The organism is Mesorhizobium sp. M1A.F.Ca.IN.022.06.1.1 (genome assembly GCF_003952605.1).
GTDB lineage: Bacteria > Pseudomonadota > Alphaproteobacteria > Rhizobiales > Rhizobiaceae > Mesorhizobium.
Genome location: NZ_CP034455.1, coordinates 2,742,739 through 2,760,439, shown reverse-complemented (window position 1 = coordinate 2,760,439; position 17,701 = coordinate 2,742,739). Strand labels below are relative to the sequence as shown.

15 protein-coding genes are annotated in these 17,701 nt (G+C 64.7%); 5 read left to right on the top strand and 10 right to left on the bottom strand.

Annotated elements, in window-relative coordinates; translation table 11 throughout:
* Positions 1 to 124 precede the first annotated feature (124 nt).
* Both gyrB and EJ078_RS13050 read right to left on the bottom strand, forming a co-directional pair.
* The gene (gyrB, locus tag EJ078_RS13055) at positions 125 to 2,596 is read right to left on the bottom strand and encodes a DNA topoisomerase (ATP-hydrolyzing) subunit B (RefSeq protein ID WP_127847062.1); all 2,472 of its coding nucleotides are present in this window, start codon (positions 2,594 to 2,596) and stop codon (positions 125 to 127) included.
* A 247-nt stretch (positions 2,597 to 2,843) separates the two neighbouring features.
* Positions 2,844 to 3,425 carry an NADPH-dependent FMN reductase gene (locus tag EJ078_RS13050; protein ID WP_127215998.1) on the bottom strand — a complete coding sequence of 194 codons (582 nt, stop codon included), beginning with the start codon at positions 3,423 to 3,425 and terminating at the stop codon, positions 2,844 to 2,846.
* A 180-nt stretch (positions 3,426 to 3,605) separates the two neighbouring features.
* On the opposite strand from EJ078_RS13050, the gene EJ078_RS13045 reads away from it, so the two are divergent.
* Entirely contained in the window at positions 3,606 to 4,976 is a 1,371-nt protein-coding gene (locus EJ078_RS13045; protein ID WP_067324178.1) for a cytochrome P450, read from the top strand.
* Between the two features lie 27 nt (positions 4,977 to 5,003).
* On the opposite strand, the gene EJ078_RS13040 is transcribed toward EJ078_RS13045, so the two are convergent.
* The 7 genes from EJ078_RS13040 to EJ078_RS13010 form a co-directional block, all read right to left on the bottom strand.
* Complete coding sequence (locus EJ078_RS13040; protein ID WP_067324180.1) at positions 5,004 to 5,987, bottom strand: complex I NDUFA9 subunit family protein; 984 nt, start codon at positions 5,985 to 5,987, stop codon at positions 5,004 to 5,006.
* Positions 5,988 to 6,145: 158 nt separating this feature from the next.
* Positions 6,146 to 6,598, bottom strand: a complete 453-nt coding sequence (locus tag EJ078_RS13035; protein ID WP_067324182.1) for a DoxX family protein — start codon at positions 6,596 to 6,598, stop codon at positions 6,146 to 6,148.
* Positions 6,599 to 6,978: 380 nt separating this feature from the next.
* Positions 6,979 to 7,980: an Ldh family oxidoreductase gene (locus EJ078_RS13030; RefSeq protein ID WP_067324184.1), complete on the bottom strand. Its 1,002-nt coding sequence runs from the start codon at positions 7,978 to 7,980 to the stop codon at positions 6,979 to 6,981.
* 133 nt (positions 7,981 to 8,113) lie between these two features.
* Positions 8,114 to 8,923: an ABC transporter permease gene (locus EJ078_RS13025; RefSeq protein WP_127215999.1), complete on the bottom strand. Its 810-nt coding sequence runs from the start codon at positions 8,921 to 8,923 to the stop codon at positions 8,114 to 8,116.
* Positions 8,923 to 9,588, bottom strand: a complete 666-nt coding sequence (locus EJ078_RS13020) for an ABC transporter permease subunit (protein WP_127216003.1) — start codon at positions 9,586 to 9,588, stop codon at positions 8,923 to 8,925. Before EJ078_RS13020 ends, EJ078_RS13025 begins: the two co-directional genes overlap by 1 nt.
* A gap of 200 nt (positions 9,589 to 9,788) precedes the next feature.
* Complete coding sequence (locus EJ078_RS13015) at positions 9,789 to 10,583, bottom strand: transporter substrate-binding domain-containing protein (protein WP_067324186.1); 795 nt, start codon at positions 10,581 to 10,583, stop codon at positions 9,789 to 9,791.
* Between the two features lie 55 nt (positions 10,584 to 10,638).
* Positions 10,639 to 11,454, bottom strand: coding sequence for an ABC transporter ATP-binding protein (locus tag EJ078_RS13010; RefSeq protein WP_067003385.1), 816 nt, complete (start codon positions 11,452 to 11,454; stop codon positions 10,639 to 10,641).
* 212 nt (positions 11,455 to 11,666) lie between these two features.
* On the opposite strand from EJ078_RS13010, the gene EJ078_RS13005 reads away from it, so the two are divergent.
* The 4 genes from EJ078_RS13005 (at position 11,667) to EJ078_RS12990 (ending at position 15,849) form a co-directional block, all read left to right on the top strand.
* Entirely contained in the window at positions 11,667 to 12,539 is an 873-nt protein-coding gene (locus EJ078_RS13005) for a dimethylarginine dimethylaminohydrolase family protein (protein ID WP_127216000.1), read from the top strand.
* Positions 12,509 to 13,180 (top strand): TetR family transcriptional regulator C-terminal domain-containing protein, encoded by a 672-nt coding sequence (locus tag EJ078_RS13000; protein WP_127216001.1) that lies wholly within the window; start codon positions 12,509 to 12,511, stop codon positions 13,178 to 13,180. Before EJ078_RS13005 ends, EJ078_RS13000 begins: the two co-directional genes overlap by 31 nt.
* Before the next feature lie 197 nt (positions 13,181 to 13,377).
* Positions 13,378 to 14,958 carry a 5-guanidino-2-oxopentanoate decarboxylase gene (locus tag EJ078_RS12995; RefSeq protein ID WP_127324262.1) on the top strand — a complete coding sequence of 527 codons (1,581 nt, stop codon included), beginning with the start codon at positions 13,378 to 13,380 and terminating at the stop codon, positions 14,956 to 14,958.
* Positions 14,959 to 15,141: 183 nt separating this feature from the next.
* A complete protein-coding gene (locus EJ078_RS12990) occupies positions 15,142 to 15,849 on the top strand; it encodes an SDR family NAD(P)-dependent oxidoreductase (RefSeq protein ID WP_127216883.1) in 708 nt (235 codons plus the stop codon).
* A gap of 77 nt (positions 15,850 to 15,926) precedes the next feature.
* On the opposite strand, the gene rpsA is transcribed toward EJ078_RS12990, so the two are convergent.
* Positions 15,927 to 17,624 carry a 30S ribosomal protein S1 gene (gene rpsA, locus EJ078_RS12985; protein WP_067003396.1) on the bottom strand — a complete coding sequence of 566 codons (1,698 nt, stop codon included), beginning with the start codon at positions 17,622 to 17,624 and terminating at the stop codon, positions 15,927 to 15,929.
* Positions 17,625 to 17,701: the final 77 nt, after the last annotated feature.

Genomic DNA, 17,701 nt, shown 5'->3' with positions numbered 1-17,701 from the left:
CTCCTGAAACAAGTTGTGATCGATCTGTCACAATGTTTCAGGAGACCTTCTGTTCCGGTCGGATCACCCCATCCGCCACGGACGGCGGACCGACGGCAGGCTGAGAGGCCCGATGGCACGGTCCTCAAATATCCAGATTGGCCACCGACAGCGCATTGTCCTGGATGAACTCGCGCCGCGGCTCCACCTCGTCGCCCATCAGCCGTGAGAACAGGCTGTCGGCGTCGGTCGCGTCGGCCACCTTGACCTGAAGCAGCGAGCGCACATTCGGATCCAGCGTGGTTTCCCAGAGCTGTTCGGCGTTCATCTCGCCAAGGCCCTTGTAGCGCTGCATGGTCAGTCCCTTGCGGCCAGCCGCGAACACCGCGTTGAGCAGCGCCAGCGGCCCGGAAAGGAGCTCGAAAGTCTCCTTGCGGCGCAGCGCCGGCTGCTCGCCATAGACTTCCGCCAGGCGCGCTGCATAGCGGTCCAGCTGGCGCGCATCGGCCGAATTGATCAGCCCGGCATCGAGCTGGACCGCGTCCTTGACGCCGCGCACGGTGCGTTCGAAGACATAGCCGCCCGACCCGTCATTGGAGGTCGACAGCCGTCCGCTCCAGCCGCGCTCGGTCTCCTCGGCGATCATGTCGAGCCGCCTGGCGACGTGTTCGGCCATGGCGGTGGCGCGGCCGAGATCGGCGAGCACGTCGGCGTTGAGCGCGCCGGCGATCGCCGCCTGCTCGACGACACTGCGGTTGTAGCGCGTGTGCAGCCCGTTGATCAGGTGCCGCACCGCCAAGGCGTCGTCGACCGCGCCGCGCAGGTCCTGTCCGGTCCGCACCTCGCCGGAGGCGAGCGTCAGTGAAGCCTCTTCCAGCCCGGACTCGATCAGATATTCCTCATAGGCGCTTTCGTCCTTGAGATATTGCGAGCTCTTGCCCCGCGTCACTTTGTAGAGCGGCGGCTGGGCGATGTAGAGATGGCCGCGCTCGATCAGCTCCGGCATCTGCCGGAAGAAGAAGGTGAGCAGCAGCGTGCGGATGTGGGCGCCGTCGACGTCGGCGTCCGTCATCAGGATGATCTTGTGGTAGCGCAGCTTGTCGGCGTTGAACTCGTCCTTGCCGATCGAGGTGCCGAGCGCCGTGATCAGCGTGCCGATCATGTCGGAGCTGAGCATACGGTCGAAGCGCGCCCGCTCGACATTCAGGATCTTGCCCCGCAGCGGCAGGATCGCCTGGTTCTGGCGCGAGCGCCCGCCCTTGGCCGAGCCGCCGGCCGAGTCGCCCTCAACGATGAAGATTTCCGATTTCGCGGGATCGCGCTCTTGGCAGTCGGCAAGCTTGCCGGGCAGCGAGGTGACGCCGAGCGTGCTCTTGCGGGTTATGTCGCGCGCCTTGCGCGCGGCTTCGCGCGCGGCGGCCGCCTGGATCACCTTCTCCACCACCACCTTGCCTTCGCTTGGATGCTCTTCCAGCCAGGTGCCCAGCGCCTCGTTGACCAGGCTTTCCACCACCGGCCGGACTTCCGAGGAGACCAGCTTGTCCTTGGTCTGCGAGGAGAATTTCGGATCCGGAACCTTGACCGACAGAACGGCCGTCAGGCCTTCGCGGCAGTCGTCGCCGGTGAGCGAAACCTTTTCCTTCTTGGTCTGGCCGGAGGACTCGCCATAGCCGGTGATCTGCCTGGTCAGCGCGGCGCGGAATCCGGCCAAATGCGTGCCGCCGTCGCGCTGCGGGATGTTGTTGGTGAAGGCCAGCACGTTCTCGTGGTAGCTGTCGTTCCACCACATCGCCACCTCGACGGTGATGCCGTCGCGCTCGGCGCGAATGGCGATCGGCTTCTCGATCAGCGGCTTCTTCACCCGGTCGAGATACTTGACGAATTCCTCTAGGCCGCCGTCATAATGCAATTCGTGGCGCACGAGGTCGGCATGGCGCGCGTCGGTCAGCACGATGCGCACGCCGGAATTGAGGAAGGCGAGCTCGCGCAGCCGGTGCTCGAGCGTGTTGTAGTCGAATTCGACCATGGTGAAGGTTTCGGCTGACGGGAAGAAGGTGATCTCGCTGCCGCTGCGGCCTTCATAGGTCCCCGGTCGCTTGTCCTGCTCGTAGCTGCCGGTCACCTTCAGCGGAGCGTCGGCATTGCCGTGCGTGAAGCTCATCTCGAAGATTTCGCCGTTGCGACGGATCTTGAGCTTGAGCCATGCCGAAAGAGCGTTGACCACCGAGACGCCGACGCCGTGCAGGCCGCCCGAAACCTTGTAGGAGTTCTGGTCGAATTTGCCGCCGGCATGCAGCTGGGTCATGATCACTTCGGCCGCCGAGACGCCCTCGCTGGGATGGATATCGGTCGGAATCCCGCGGCCATTGTCGATGACGGTCACCGAGCCGTCGGGGTTGAGCGTCACCGAGACGAGGTCGGCATGCCCGGCCAGCGCCTCGTCGATGGCGTTGTCCACCACCTCATAGACCATGTGATGCAGGCCCGAGCCGTCGTCGGTGTCGCCGATATACATGCCCGGCCGCTTGCGGACAGCGTCCAACCCCTTCAAAACTTTGATGGAATCGGCGCCATACTCGGCTTCCGCGCCAATGGCGCTTTCGGTCTGATCGCTCATAAATACCTGTCTGATTGATGTCGCTGATCCGGCGCGGAAAAATGGTCCCGAATCGCGCCGTTTTGATGTCCTAGATATAGGCGCAAATGGCCGTTTTTCCAAGGTTTGCAGGCGTTTTGCCGGCTTGGCGAGCGGCCGTTGGCAGGCCGGGCGCGATACTCCGGGAAGCGCGGGGCGGGCAGCGGGCTATGCCGGCGCGAAAGCCTCGCCCGAGCGCGGCGTTGCAGCAGTCATATCGGGACGTCTGCTATTCCGCCCGGAGGCCGGCGCGCAGCGCCTTCAGCGCCTCGCTCCAGCGGAACAACTCGTCCAGCATGGTCTTGGCGCCGCCCAGCACCTGCTCGCCCGGATGATACGCGCCCTCCTTGTCGAGCAAGGTCCTGTAGGAAGGCAGCGCCACGCCTTCCGGGATCGGCATGACGCCGACCGAGGTCAGCAGCGGCTTCAGCGCCTGTGCCGCGCGCAGGCCGCCGGACACCCCGCCATAGCTGAAGATGGCGGCGGGCTTGTAGCGCCACTCCTTGAGCAGATAGTCGACGGCGTTAACAATCGCCGGAGCGGCGAAATAATTGTATTCCGGCGCCACGAAGACGAAGGCGTCGGCGGCGTCGATCGCCTTCGACCAGGCCTTGGTGTGGTCGTTCTCGTATTTGCGCAGGCGCGGATGATGCGGCTCGTCGAGCAGCGGCAGCTTGAAGGCGGCAATGTCGGCGAGCGCCGGCTCGAACTTGCCGTGCTCGCGCGCGAACCCCTCCAGCCACTCGGCGAAGATCGGTCCGGCGCGTCCCGGTCGCGTGCTGCCGATGATGATGCTCAACTGGCGCTTCACGGGTGGCTCCTCGATTGACGGTATCCGTTGGCGACTAAAGGAACCGGTCACCGTCAACAAGCAGCCATCGAAGGGCGCCGTTCACATTCAGGCGAGGCGGTCTCTCCATGGGCTTTCCGTTCGGTCACATGGACGCCCGCTTTGCCGCGCATTACATTTGCCGTCGTAGCGGAGCATCCGATGGACACAAAGCCCGCCCCCTTCGTGCCGCCTGCGCCGAAGCCGCGCACCCAGCCGCCCTCGACGCTGGAGATGATGCGCATCGTCTACCGCAACCCGCTCGAGCTGTGGGGCGAGCATACCTACAACGAGCCCTGGATCTCGGTGACCGGTATCGGCGGGCCGCTGGTCATCGCCAACGATCCCGGCCTCATCCGCCACGTGCTGATCGACAACGCCAGGAACTACAAGATGGCGACGGTGCGCCAGCTGATCCTGCGCCCGATCCTGCGAGACGGCTTGCTCACCGCCGAGGGCGAGGTGTGGAAGCGCTCGCGCAAGGCGATGGCGCCGGTGTTCACGCCGCGCCACATCTTCGGTTTCGCCGAGCCGATGCTGAAGCGCACGCTGGAATTCGCCACCCGCTACGAGGCCGGCGGTACGACCGACGTCGCCCGCGACATGACGATGCTCACCTATGATATCCTAGCCGAGACGCTGTTTTCCGGCGAGATCGCCGGCGAGCCCGGCAGCTTCGCCAAGGAGATCGACCGCCTGTTCGAGACCATGGGCCGGGTCGATCCGCTCGACCTGTTGCGCGCCCCGGAATGGCTGCCGCGGCTGACCCGCATCCGCGGCCGCAAGACCATGGCCTATTTCCGCAACATCGTTGCCAACACGGTGAAAATGCGCGAGGAGCGGCTGAAGCGCGATCCCGACGGCGTGCCGCAGGATTTCCTGACGCTACTCCTGAAAGCCGAGGGGCCGGACGGCCTGACCCGCGCCGAAGTCGAGGACAACATCATCACCTTCATCGGCGCCGGGCACGAGACCACGGCGCGCGCGCTCGGCTGGACGATCTACTGTCTCGCCGAAGCGCCTTGGGAGCGCGACAAGGTCGAGCAGGAGATCGATGCGGTGTTGGCGCGCGAGCCCGATCCGACAAGGTGGCTGGACGCCATGCCGCTCACCCGCGCCGCCTTCGAGGAAGCGCTGAGGCTTTATCCGCCGGCGCCCTCGATCAATCGCGAGCCGATCGAGCCGGAGACCTGGAACGGCCTCTATATCCCGAGATACGCCGCCGTGCTGGTGATGCCCTGGGTGGTGCATCGTCATCGCAAGCTATGGGACAGGCCGGACGCCTTCATGCCGGAGCGCTTCCATCCGGAGAACCGCGAACGGATCGACCGCTTCCAGTATCTGCCTTTCGGCGCCGGGCCGCGCGTCTGCATCGGCGCCAGCTTCGCCATGCAGGAGGCGATCATTGCTTTGGCCATCCTGTTGTCGCGCTTCCGTTTCGACGTAACGTCACAAACTCGGCCATGGCCGGTGCAGAAGCTGACCACGCAGCCGCAGGGCGGCCTGCCGATGCAGATTTCCCGCCGCGCCTGATTGGAACGGGTCCCGATCGGGAACAGTCTACCGGTCGGCGATCGGCCGGCGCTGCTGGAACTGGCCGGCGGCGCGGAAGCGCCAGAGATAACTCGGCAGGATCGCGGCGATCGCCTGCGGCTGGATGCCGAGGCCATTGATCGTTCTGTTCGCCTTGGCGGCGGCTTCGGAGACGACGTTGTGCTCGCGCAGCTGCAGCACCTGGTCCTTGGTCAGCAGCGGATTGGGCAACAGCTGCAGGATCGAGGCTTGGATATTGGCCACCCACCACGGCACCGGCACCAGGAGGCGTCTGCGGTCGATAACGGCGAGCAGCTCCTGCATGCATTCCTTGAAGGTCAACACCTGCGGGCCGCCGAGCTCATAGGTCTGGCCACGCTCGACCTTGCCGTCGACCGAGCGTGCCACCGCCTCGGCAACGTCGCCGACATAGATCGGCTGGAATTTCGTCTCCCCGCCGCCGATCAGCGGCAGCACGGGCGAGAAGCGCGCCATGTTGGCGAAGCGGTTGAAGAAGGCGTCCTCGGGTCCGAAATTGATCGAGGGCCGCAAGACGACGGCGTCGGGCACCGTCTCGAACACTGCTTTCTCGCCGAGAGCCTTGGTGCGGGCATATCCCGACGGCGAGTTGAGGTCGGCGCCGAGCGCCGATATATGGGCGAGGCCGGCGCCGACCGATCGCGCGGCCTCGGCGACGGCGCGCGCGCCGAACTCGTGCACGGAGCCGAATTTCTGCCGGCCGCTCTCATGCAGTATGGCGACGAGATTGACGACGTGGTCGGCGCCCTGAACGGCGCGGTCGACCGACCAGCGCACGCGCACATTGGCCTGCACCGGCTGGATCTGGCCGACATTGCCGAGCGGCTGCACATGGCCGGCAAGGTCGGGCCGCCGGCAGGCGACCCGGATGCGATAGCCGCGCTTGGCGAGCGCGCGAACGACATGACGGCCGACGAATCCCGAGCCGCCGAACACGACGACGAGCTTGGGGGTCTGCAGGATTTCGGTCATGGCTGGCTCCGCGCGCAAAAGCTTGGCTGAGCCGCTTCTTAATCCGTTTCGCGTCAAAGGCAAAGAGCGACCGGAGGTCGCCGCCGCCTTGTTTTTTAGTAATTCCAGGAAAGTGTGGAGCGGTTTTCCGTGCCGAATTGCGTCAGGGTAAAAGCCGCTCAGAACGCCCGGCCGATGCGCGCGTCGACCGAATGCCGGTTGCCGCCTCGGATGACGAAGAAGGCGAGGATTGCCGCCCAGAGCAGCGACTTTTCCGCGCCCGAAAAGCCCTGGCCCATGGTGACCCAGTGGAACCATACTGTGACCAGAAGCACGATCAGGCCGGCGAAAGCGGCCGGGCGGGTGACGAGGCCGATGGCAATCAAAATGCCGCCGAAGAATTCGGTGCAGGCGAGCAGCGGCGACCAGAAGACGCCAGGATAGAAGCCCAGACCTTCGACCATTTCCGTGGCGCCAAACGGATTGACGATCTTCTGCGAGCCATGAATGGCGAGGAACGCCCCGGCAACGGCGCGCAGCAGCGTTTCGGCCGCATTGTTCAGCGTCGCATAGAGTCCGCCTAGGGCCGGAACGATAAGCCTTGGTCTGGACGTGTCGGTGCTGGCGAACATGCGGTCTCCTTTTTGCTGATTTGACGGACGCAAAGGCGTCCACTCCGTCAAATAGAATAAACCTGACGAACTTTCGCATGTTTTATTGCCGCAGTGAGAAACAGAAAACCCCGCCGAGGCGGGGTTTTCCGGGCAGTGAGCGCATCGAAACAGGGTCCAACGAGGCGGCCTGACCTGAGACGGTATCAAGGCGGCGTGAAGCAAGCACGCCCGCCCCGGCCCTGGACGCCCGGCGCGACGGCCGCCAATCGCAAGCCGCGACCCAAGCCACCCTTTTGCGGCTTGCGATGTGGGGTGCCGCTGATGGGTCGCTGCCGGGCTAAGAAAGGTTCAAAGCGGCGCGAAACAAATGCGCGCCTTGTTGCCGGGCGATGCCTCGATCAGGCCGAGTAGCGTTCGGCGAATTCGGAAATGCGCTGCACGACCGCCTTCGGGATATCGACACCGCGCGCCGTCGCCTTTTCAGCGGCCTCTGCCCGGGCGCGGCCGGGGATGTGCACGCCGTAGCGCCGCCGCAGCCGGTCAAGCTGGTCCTTCATGCGCTGTTCAAAATCCGGGTCGACCAATTTGGGCTCGATAGCGAGCACGAAGAGCCCGGTTCCGGGGCTGTCCGGCCCGCCTGAGAACCAGGGTGCGTCGAGCGACCAGTTGGCGCCGGAAATCCCCGCCGCCAGCACCTCGACCATAAGCGCGATGTTAGCGCCGCGCTGGCCGCCGAAGGCGAGCATCGCGCCCTTCATCGCCGCCGCTGGATCGGTGGTCGGATTGCCGCTGGCATCGAGTGCCCAGCCCTCGGGGATCTTTCTGCCGTCTTCCGCCGCCTTGCGGATGTTGACGAAGGCGGTGGCGCTCGACGATTGGTCGATCACCAACGGCGGCCCGTCCGCGGCAGGCGCGGCAAAGGACATCGGGTTGGTGCAGTAGACCGGCTTGACCGAGCCCGAGCCTGCAAGCACCGCCGGTCCGTTGGTGGCGGCGAACGAGACCAGCCCCTGCGCTGCCAGCCGTCCGGTGAAATAGCCGAGCGCGCCGCAGGTATAGGCGTTCCTTTGCGAGAAGATGGCGACGCCGAACAGCCTCGCCGCCTTGACGAGGTCATCTATAGTGCGGTCGAAGCCGGTATGGGCAAGCCCGCCGCGCGCGTCGGAGAGGTAGACGGCCAGCGCCGGCCGGGTGACGACCGGATCGGCATCGCCGTCGATGCGGCCGTCCTCGATGGCCTCCAGATAGTCGATGAAATGCGACAGGCCGACCGCCGACAGGCCTTCTGCTTGCGCGGCGATGATCGAGGCAACCAGCGACTGCGTGACTTCTTCATTGGCGCCGGCGCCGAGCGCCGCCATGCGGCACAGCCCTGTTGCCTGGTCGAGAGTGAGTTGCATCGGAGCCGTCCTGAGGAAGTAGGGGAGTAAGGGAATAAGGCAGTAGGGGGAGATTGTGGAGCAAATAGCGAATGGGGATGGAAATGTGAACGCGGATCGTGGCTGAACACTCCCCTATTCCCCTATTCCCCTACTAACCGATCTTGACCGGAATCCGGGCCTCGATGCGGCTGAAGATGAGAACCAGGATGCCGGTGATGGTCATGTAGATCAGCGCCAGCAGCAGCAAGGGCTCGTAGGTGAGATAAGTGTCCTGCCGCACCTTGGACGAGACGGCAAAGATATCGATGACGCTGATCGTCGCCACCAGCGGCGTCGACTTGAGCTGCAGCACGGTTTCGCCGGTCAGTGTCGGCAACGCACGGAAGAAGGCCTGCGGCAGCCAGATGCGGCGGAAGATCTTGAAGCGGCTCATGCCGAAGGCGCGCGCGGCTTCCAGCTGCCCTTTCGGCACGCCGGCGAAGGCGCCGCGCATCACCTCGCCTTCATAGCCGGCAAATGACAAGGTCAACGCCAACACGCCGTAGGGCCAGGCTTGCCTGAGATAGGGCCACATCCAGGACTCGCGAATCCATGGATATTGCGGAAAAAGCGATCCAAGCCCGTAGTAGAGCAGCCAGAGCTGCAGCAGCAGCGGCGTGCCGCGAATGATGGTGCAGAAGATCTTGGCCGGTGCGGCGAGCCAGAACGGCCCACCGGCCTGCGCCAGCCCAAGCGGTACGGCCAGTATAAAGCCCAGCGCGCAGGTCACGACGAGGATCCACAGCGACCGCCAGATGCCGAGCAGCCCCATCTGCCAATATTGCGGCAGCCAGTCCCAGCGCATGACGAAGGCCGCGCAGAGGACCAATCCCAGCGCGATTAGGATCAGCACGATGCGGTGCGGCTTCAGCCAGAGCGAGGCACGCGCCGCCATGTTGATCGCGGTCGCTTCGGCCGACATCAGCGCGCCTCCTTGACGGAAGGCATGCCGCGCCGCGACCAGGCCTCGACGCGGCCGATGATCACGTTGGAAAACAGCGTCAGCGCCAGATAAAGCGCGCCGGCAGCAAGATAGAAGACCAGATAGGCCTTGGTGACGCCGGCCGCCTGACGCGTCGCCAGCGTCAGTTCGAAGAAGCCAACGACGGCAAGCAACGCGGTGTCCTTGGTGGCGATCAGCCAGAGATTGGCAAGGCCGGGAATGGCGAAAGGCAGCATTGCCGGCAATGTTATGCGCCTCAACATCAGGCCGGGCGGCATGCCATAGGCTCGGGCGGCCTCGATCTGGCCTTGTGGGATGGACAGGATGGCGCCGCGGATGACTTCCGTCGAATAGGCGCCCTGCACGACGCCAAGGACAAAGATGCCGGCGGCCAGCCCGCTGATGTCGACGCGCTGGTAACCCATCGCGGTCAGCAGCTGATTGATGAGATCGGTGCCGGCGTAATAGAGCAGCAGGATCAGCACCAGTTCCGGCACGGCGCGCACCACCGTGGTGTAGACGGCGAGCAGATCGCGCGCCACCGGTCCGCCGTAGAGCTTGCCCCAGGCGCCGCCGGTGCCGATCAAAAGGCCAAGGCAGGTGGCGCCGATGGCGATCTCGATCGAATGCAGCAATCCGACCAGCAGGGTGCCGCCCCAGCCGGGCGGCACGGGCGACAGGAGCTCGATGATGCCGGCCGCCGAGGCCGGAAGAAAGGCATTGATCAGCTTCGCCCCCGAATTGCTGGCAGCCGCCGACCGCAGCGTTCAGCGGCGGGCATGCGTGGCAAGGTTTGGGCCAAGGGGCATGGCGCTGGCCATGCCCCCAACATCAAAAGGAGGCGTCAGTTCGACTGCGTGGCGCCGCCATAGATGTCGAAGTCGAAGTATTTCTTCGAGATCTCATCGTACTTACCGTTGGCGCGGATGGCCTTGATGCCGGCGTTGATCTTTTCCTTGAGCGCGGTGTCTTCCTTGCGCACGCCGGCGCCGACGCCCGGTCCGAGCACCTCGTCGTCCGGCGCGACCATGCCCTTCAGATCGCAGCAGGCCTTGCCCTGGTCCGTCTTGAGGAATTCGCCGAGCGCGATGGAGTCGGCCTGCACCGCATCGAGACGGCCGGCGGCGAGATCGTTGTTGGCCTCGTCCTGCGTCTGGTATTCCTTGATCTCCTGCGCGCCGGTGAAGTGCTTCTTGGCGTAGACGGCATGTACGGTCGACACCTGAACGCCGATCACCTTGCCTTTAAGATCGTCCGGCGTGGCGCCGAACTTCTGATCCTTCGGTCCGATGATTGCTGTCGGCGTGTTGTAATACTTATCCGAGAAGTCGATCGTCTTCTTGCGCTCGTCGGTGATCGACATCGAGGAGACGATGAGGTCGATCTTCTTGGTGGTGAGCGCCGGAATGATGCCGTCCCAGGCAACGGGCGTGATGACGCAGTCGAGCTTCTCCTCGGCGCAGACGGCGTCGATGAAATCGATCTCCCAGCCGACCCATTTGCCCGTCGCATCCGGCGACGTGAATGGCGGGTAGGGCTCGGCGGCGACGCCGATCTTGACCTGATCGGCCTTGGCCACGCCCATCGCGGCGACGCCGAACAGCAGCGCCGCGGCGAAGGTCTTGAGAACAGTCTTCATTTCAGGACTCCCAGTTTGTTGTCGTTCCCGGTTTTCGCTCCGCTTGACGCCGGCCCTAGCCGACATTGCGGAGGAATTGCTTGAGCCTTTCGGATTTCGGCGCGCCGAACAGCTGTTCCGGCGGGCCTTCTTCCTCGACCAGCCCGTTGTAGAGGTACACGACATGGGTCGCGACCTCGCGGGCGAATTTCATTTCATGCGTCACCAGCACCATGGTGCGCCCCTCGCGCGCCAGGTCGCCGATCACCTTCAGAACCTCGCCGACCAGTTCCGGATCGAGCGCGGAGGTCGGTTCGTCGAACAGCATGACGCGCGGATTGATCGCCAGTGCCCTGGCGATTGCGGCGCGCTGCTGCTGGCCGCCCGACAGGAATGCCGGGTAGACGTCGCGCTTCTCCGCCAGCCCGACCCGGGCGAGCAGCTTCTCGGCCTGGGCGATCGCCTCGTCGCGCTTGACGCCGAGCACGTGCACCGGAACCTCGATGACGTTCTCGATCAGCGTCATATGGCTCCACAGGTTGAAGTTTTGGAACACCATGCCGAGTCTCGAGCGGATGCGCTCGATCTGCTTGCGGTCGGCAGGAACCGTATGGCCGTGGCTGTCGGCCTTCAGCTTGATCTCCTCGCCATTGACACGGATGATGCCGCTGGTCGGGTTTTCCAGGCAGTTGATGCAGCGCAACAGCGTCGACTTGCCGGAGCCCGAGCCGCCGATGATGGCGATCACCTCGCCGTCGCGCGCCGACAGCGAAACGCCCTTCAGCACATGCAACTGGCCGAACTTCTTGTGCAGGTTCTCGACATGGATGGCTTCGGCGGCGCCGCTCTGCGCTTGGCCGGCTGGGACTGCGGCGGCTTCCACCGCGCTCACCGGGTAACCTCTATAGGGGCGACGGCAGTTCGTCGAACGTCCATCCGGCTCATCAACATACGCTGTACTGTCCCGCTCCTCACTTCAGCATGGACCCGGCAGCGCGAGCCCGTCAATCCCGTTCATTACGGCACTTGCGGCCTTGTTGCGCAAGTGTATAAATAGCCTTTCATGAAATTTTTTCGGTTTTTTTCATCCTATAAGGGCATTTGATGAGCGCTTTCGGATCACAATCCATGGCGGCGCCGCTGCGGCGCGTGCTCATGCGGTCGGCGGCGAACGCGATGCGCGACGCCGACAGAGCTCAATGGCACTATGGCCCGGGGTTCAACCCGGCGAAGGCAGCGTCGCAGCACGCGGCCCTTGCTGAACTGGTAGCCGCTTCCGGCGCCGAAATCGAATGGATCGAGGACAAGGCCGACGGCCTTTCGGATTCGGTGTTCACGCACGACCCATCGCTGATGACCGACCGCGGTGCGCTGATCCTGTCCATGGGCAAGCCATTGCGCGCCAGGGAGCCCTCCCTTCATGAGGAAACCTACAGAGCGCTGGGCATTCCGATCCTTGGCCGCGTCGAGGCTCCTGGCCAGGTCGAAGGCGGTGATTGCGTATGGGTGGATGCCCGCACGCTGGCGATCGGGCGCGGGGTCCGCTCCAACCAGGAAGGCATCCAGCAGGTTTCGAACCTGCTGACGCCGCTGGGAATTTCCGTCTACGGTTTTGATCTGCCGCTGTGGCAGGGGGAAGAGGCGTGCCTGCATCTGATGTCGGTGATCAGCCCGCTGGCCGACGATCTCGCGCTGGTCTATTCGCCGCTTTTGCCGGCCCCGTTCTATCAGATGCTGAAGGCGCGCGGCATCAGGCTGGTCGAAGGCGACGCCGGAGAATTCGCCGCTTCCAACGGCCTCAGCCTGAACGTGCTGCCGACCAGCCCGCACAAGGTCATTGCCGTTGCGGGCTTTCCCAAGACCAAAGCCGCGATGGAGGCCGCCGGCTGCACGGTTGAGATTTTCGAGGCGGACGCGCTCTGTATCGCCTGTGAAGGCGGGCCGACATGCCTGACACGGCCGATCCTGCGCCGATGACTGCGCGCCGCAAGTTCCGTCGCGAGGGCGAGGAGCGGCGGCGGCAGGATCTGATCGAAGCGACTCTGGACTGCGTGGCGGAATATGGCCTGCAGGGCGCCACTTTGCGCACCATCGCATTGCGTGCCGGCGTCACCGCCGGCCTGATCCGGCACTATTTCCCCGGCAAGGAAGAATTGCTGCAGGGGGCCTATACGGCGCTGGTCGGCCGCATGACCGAGCAGGCGAAAGCAGCATTGGTCATGGAAGAGGCGTCGCCTCGCCAACGCCTTGCAGCTTTCGTCACCGCCAATCTCAGCGCGCCGATCATCGACCAGCGGGTGTTTTCGCTCTGGGCGACCTTCATCGGCCGTGCCGGTGCGGATCCGACGCTCGCCCGTGCTCACCGCGAAGGCTATCTTGGCTTTCGTAACGAGGTGGAAGCGGTCGTCGCCGAGGTGCTCGCCGCCGAACAGCGCGAACCGGACGCAAGTCAGCTGCGCCGTCATGCCATCGCCATCAACGCGATCATCGACGGGCTTTGGATCGAAGGCTGCCTGGCCGGTGAGATGTTCTCGCCAGGCGAGTTGGCGGCGATTGGCATCAAGGCTGTCGAGGCCGAACTCGGCCTCGCACCGCTGAAGCATGATCCCGAAAAGTAGGACCCGGTTTTCGGAGAAAGATCATGCTCAACAAAGGTTAGATCGGGATGGCAATTCAACGAAACGCCATCACGGTCCAGAGCAATTCCAGGAAAAGGTGAAAAGCGGTTTCCCGTCCGGGATTGCGTAACAAACAAAGAGATAGAGCAAATCACTGTTTCCGTTAAACGGTGATCCGCTCCAAAGGGAGAAAACCAATGACCACGCTCGGCGAAGCGCTCATCACCTTGCTCGAGGCGCATGGGGTCGACACCGTATTCGGCATTCCGGGCGTGCATACGGTCGAGCTTTATCGCGGCCTGGCGCGTTCGAAGATCCGCCACATCACGCCGCGCCACGAGCAGGGCGCCGGCTTCATGGCCGACGGCTACGCCCGCGCCGGCGGCCGGCCGGGCGTGGCTTTCGTCATCACCGGACCCGGCCTCACCAACACCATCACCGCGATGGGCCAGGCGCGCGCCGATTCGGTGCCGATGCTGGTGATCTCCGGTGTCAATGCCACCGATACGCTCGGCAAGGGTTTGGGCTTCCTGCACGAACTGCCGGACCAGCGCGGCATGATGGAGAAGGTGGCGCTGTCTTCCGAGCGTGTCACCGAGGCCGAGGAACTGCCGGGTGCGCTCGCCCGCGCCTTCGCCGTCTTCTCCTCGTCGCGGCCGGGTCCGGTTCACATCGAGATCCCGACAAACGTCATGGTGAAGCCCGCCGAGGGGCTCGCGCCGGTGCTCGGCAACGCCGCGCCGCCCGCTCCGGACGCGGCGGCTGTTGCCGAGGCTGCGAGGTTGATCAAGGCGGCTCGCCGTCCGCTGATTCTTGCCGGTGGCGGTGCCAAGAAAGCGGACGCGGCGCTGACACGCTTCGCCGAAGCGCTCGGCGCGCCGGTGGTCGAGACCGCCAACGCGCGCGGCCTGCTGCATCGGCACCCGCTCTTGGTGCCGGCAAGCCCCAGCCTCAAGGCGGTGCGCGCGCTGATGGCGGATGCCGAACTGGTGATCGCCGCCGGCACCGAATTCGGCCCCACCGACTATGACGGTTATGGCGATGGCGGCTTCGTGCTGCCGCCGAGCCTCATCCGCATCGATATCGGCGCCGACCAACTCGCGCGCCGTCCGGTGACGGTTGGCATCCACGCCGATTGTGCCGAGGCGCTTTCTGCCCTGCTGGCTGCACTCGGCGCCGCTCATGTCGCCGCGAAAGACGGCGAAGCCCGCGCTGCCGCAGGGCGAGAGGCCGCGCTGGCGGAGCTGCGGCCAGACTATCTGGCGCAACTGCGCGCCGTGGAGACGATCCGCGACGCGCTGCCCGGCGCCATCATCGTCGGCGACTCGACGCAGCCGATCTACGCCGCCAATCTCTATTACGACCACGACCGTCCGGGCGGCTGGTTCAATGCCGCGACCGGTTTCGGCGCGCTGGGCTACGGTCCGCCGGCGGCGATCGGTGCCGCCCTTGCCGTGCCCGAAGCGCCGGTCGTGTGCCTCACCGGCGACGGCGGCTTCCAGTTCACCTTGCCGGAGCTCGGCGCGGCGCTCGACGCCGAGGCGCCGGTGATCTTCGTCGTCTGGAACAATCGCGGCTATCGCGAGATCGAGACCTCGATGCTTGATGTCGGCGTCGAGCCGGTCGGCGTGTCGCCGGCGCCGCCGGATTTCTGCAAGCTCGCCGAGGCCTACGGCATCGAAGCCGAGCGGCTAACAGGGGTCGGTGACCTGGCCGGTGCGCTGAAGCGCGCGCGAACTGCCGGCAAGCCGCGGGTTATAGAAATCACCGTCGATTGAAGGTCCTGGCGACCGTCCCATCCGGCCGAGACGCAGCCGCGTCACGTTACGCGGCTTTGTCTCGACGCATGCAAAGACGGGACGCCTGCCATGTCGATATTTCAATTGAGTGACAACGCGAAAGGCGCGACGTTCGAGGCTGGGGCGGCATAACCATAAGAATACGACAGGAGCAGTCGAAATATGACGGAAACGCTTAACGGCAGGCATGTCGTGGTGACGGGCGGCACCGGGGCGCTCGGCGGCGCGGTTGTCGGCAGGTTGCTGGAGCAGGGCGCGATTTGCCACGTGCCCAATGCGCATGCCGCGGCTCCGCCGCATTTTCCCTACGCGGCTCACGCCAGCGTCCATCTGGCGCACAATGTCGACCTGTCGGACTCCGCCAAGGTCGAGGCCTTCTACCATCAGGTTCCGGAGCTTTGGGCTTCGATCCATCTTGCCGGCGGTTTCACCATGGCGCCGGTCGAAAAGATCGAGACGGCATCCTTTGCCGAGATGATGGACACCAATGCCCGGACCACCTTCCTTTGCAGCCGCGCCGCGGTGCGCTCGATGCTGACGTCGGGCACCGCGGGGCGCATCGTCAACGTCAGCGCGCGTGCCGGGCTTGATCCCAGGCGCGGCGCCGGAATGGTCGCCTATGCCGCGAGCAAGGCGGCGGTCGCAGCGATGACCCAGGCGATGGCCGAGGAGCTGAAGCACAAGGGCATCCTGGTCAATGCGGTCGCGCCCTCGACGCTCGACACGCCCGCCACCCGCGCCGACATGCCCGACGCCGATTTCACCAAATGGGTCAGCCTCGAGGCCGCCGCCGAGGCGGTCGCCTATCTCGCCTCGCCCGCCAATCAGGCGATGAGCGGCACGCTGGTGCCGCTCTACGGGCGAGCCTGAGCTCACAGATCAAAGTGCAATGAAAAACCCCGCCGGATCGCTCCGGCGGGGTTTTTGCTTTCGACAAAGGAAGGAGCTTAGTTGCCCTGCTTCTTCAGCGCCGCGCCCAGGATGTCTCCCAGCGAGGCGCCGGAGTCGGTCGAGCCGTACTGGGCGACCGCTTCCTTCTCCTCGGCGATTTCCAGCGCCTTGATCGAAACCTGCAGCTTGCGGGTCTTCTTGTCGAAGGCGATGACGCGGGCGTCGACCTTCTGGCCGACGGTGAAGCGCTCGGGGCGCTGCTCGTCGCGGTCACGGGAAAGGTCCGAACGCTTGATGAAGGTATCGAGGCCGCTGTCGACCAGCCGCACTTCCAGACCACCATCCTTCACCGCGGTGACCTCGCAGGTGACGACGGCGTTCTTGCGCAGCTCGCCGCTGCTCGCCGCCTCGCCGACCGTGTCGCGGGCCAGCTGCTTGATGCCGAGCGAGATGCGCTCCTTCTCGATGTCGACGTCGAGCACCTGCGCCTTGACCATGTCGCCGCGATTGTACTCTTCGATCACCTGCTCGCCCGGACGTGTCCAGTCGAGGTCGGAGAGGTGCACCATGCCGTCCACGTCGCCTTCCAGGCCGATGAACAGGCCGAACTCGGTCTTGTTCTTGACCTCGCCCTCGACCTGGCTGCCGACCGGATGGTTGCGCGCGAAGGCTTCCCACGGGTTCTCCAGCGTTTGCTTGAGACCGAGCGAGATGCGGCGCTTGGCCGGATCGACCTCGAGCACCACCACGTCGACTTCCTGCGTCGTCGACAGGATCTTGCCGGGATGCACGTTCTTCTTCGTCCACGACATTTCCGAAACGTGGATGAGGCCCTCGATGCCCGGCTCCAGCTCGACGAACGCGCCGTAGTCGGTGATGTTGGTGACGGTGCCCTTGATCTTCTTGCCGATCGGGAACTTGGTGCCGATATCCGACCACGGATCGCTCTCGAGCTGCTTCATGCCGAGCGAGATGCGATGGGTTTCCTGGTTGATGCGGATGATCTGCACCTTGACCGTCTGGCCGATGTTGAGGATCTCGGTCGGATGGTTGACGCGGCGCCATGCCATGTCGGTGACATGCAGCAGGCCGTCGATGCCGCCGAGGTCGACGAACGCACCGTAGTCGGTGATGTTCTTGACCACGCCCTCGACAACCTGGCCCTCCTCGAGGTTCTGCACGATTTCCGAACGCTGTTCGGCGCGGCTCTCCTCGAGCACGGTGCGGCGCGACACCACGATGTTGCCGCGGCGGCGATCCATCTTGAGGATCTCGAAGGGCTGCGGGTTGTGCATCAGCGGCGAGACGTCGCGGATCGGACGGATGTCGACCTGGCTGCGCGGCAGGAACGCCACGGCGCCGTCGAGATCGACGGTGAAGCCGCCCTTGACCTGGTTGAAGATGACGCCTTCGACGCGCTCACCCTTGGTGAACTTCTCTTCGAGGCGCACCCAGCTCTCCTCGCGGCGGGCCTTCTCGCGCGACAGCATGGCCTCGCCAAGCGCGTTCTCGATGCGCTCGACATAGACCTCGACGGTGTCGCCGACCTTGAGGGAGGAATCCTTGCCCTTGGCGCCGAATTCCTTCAGCGGCACGCGGCCTTCGACCTTGAGGCCGACATCGATGATGGCCATGTCCTTTTCGATCGCGGTGATCGTGCCCCGGACAACCTGACCCTCGCCGGAATGGCCGGCGGTGAATGATTCTTCGAGCATGCTCGCGAAATCATCGCGAGTGGGATTTGCAGCTGACATTGTTTCTCCTGGAATGCTTCGCACAACAAAGCGAAGCGGGCGCCGTGGGTTAGCGTTGCGTGAGCCTGCCGGCGTTC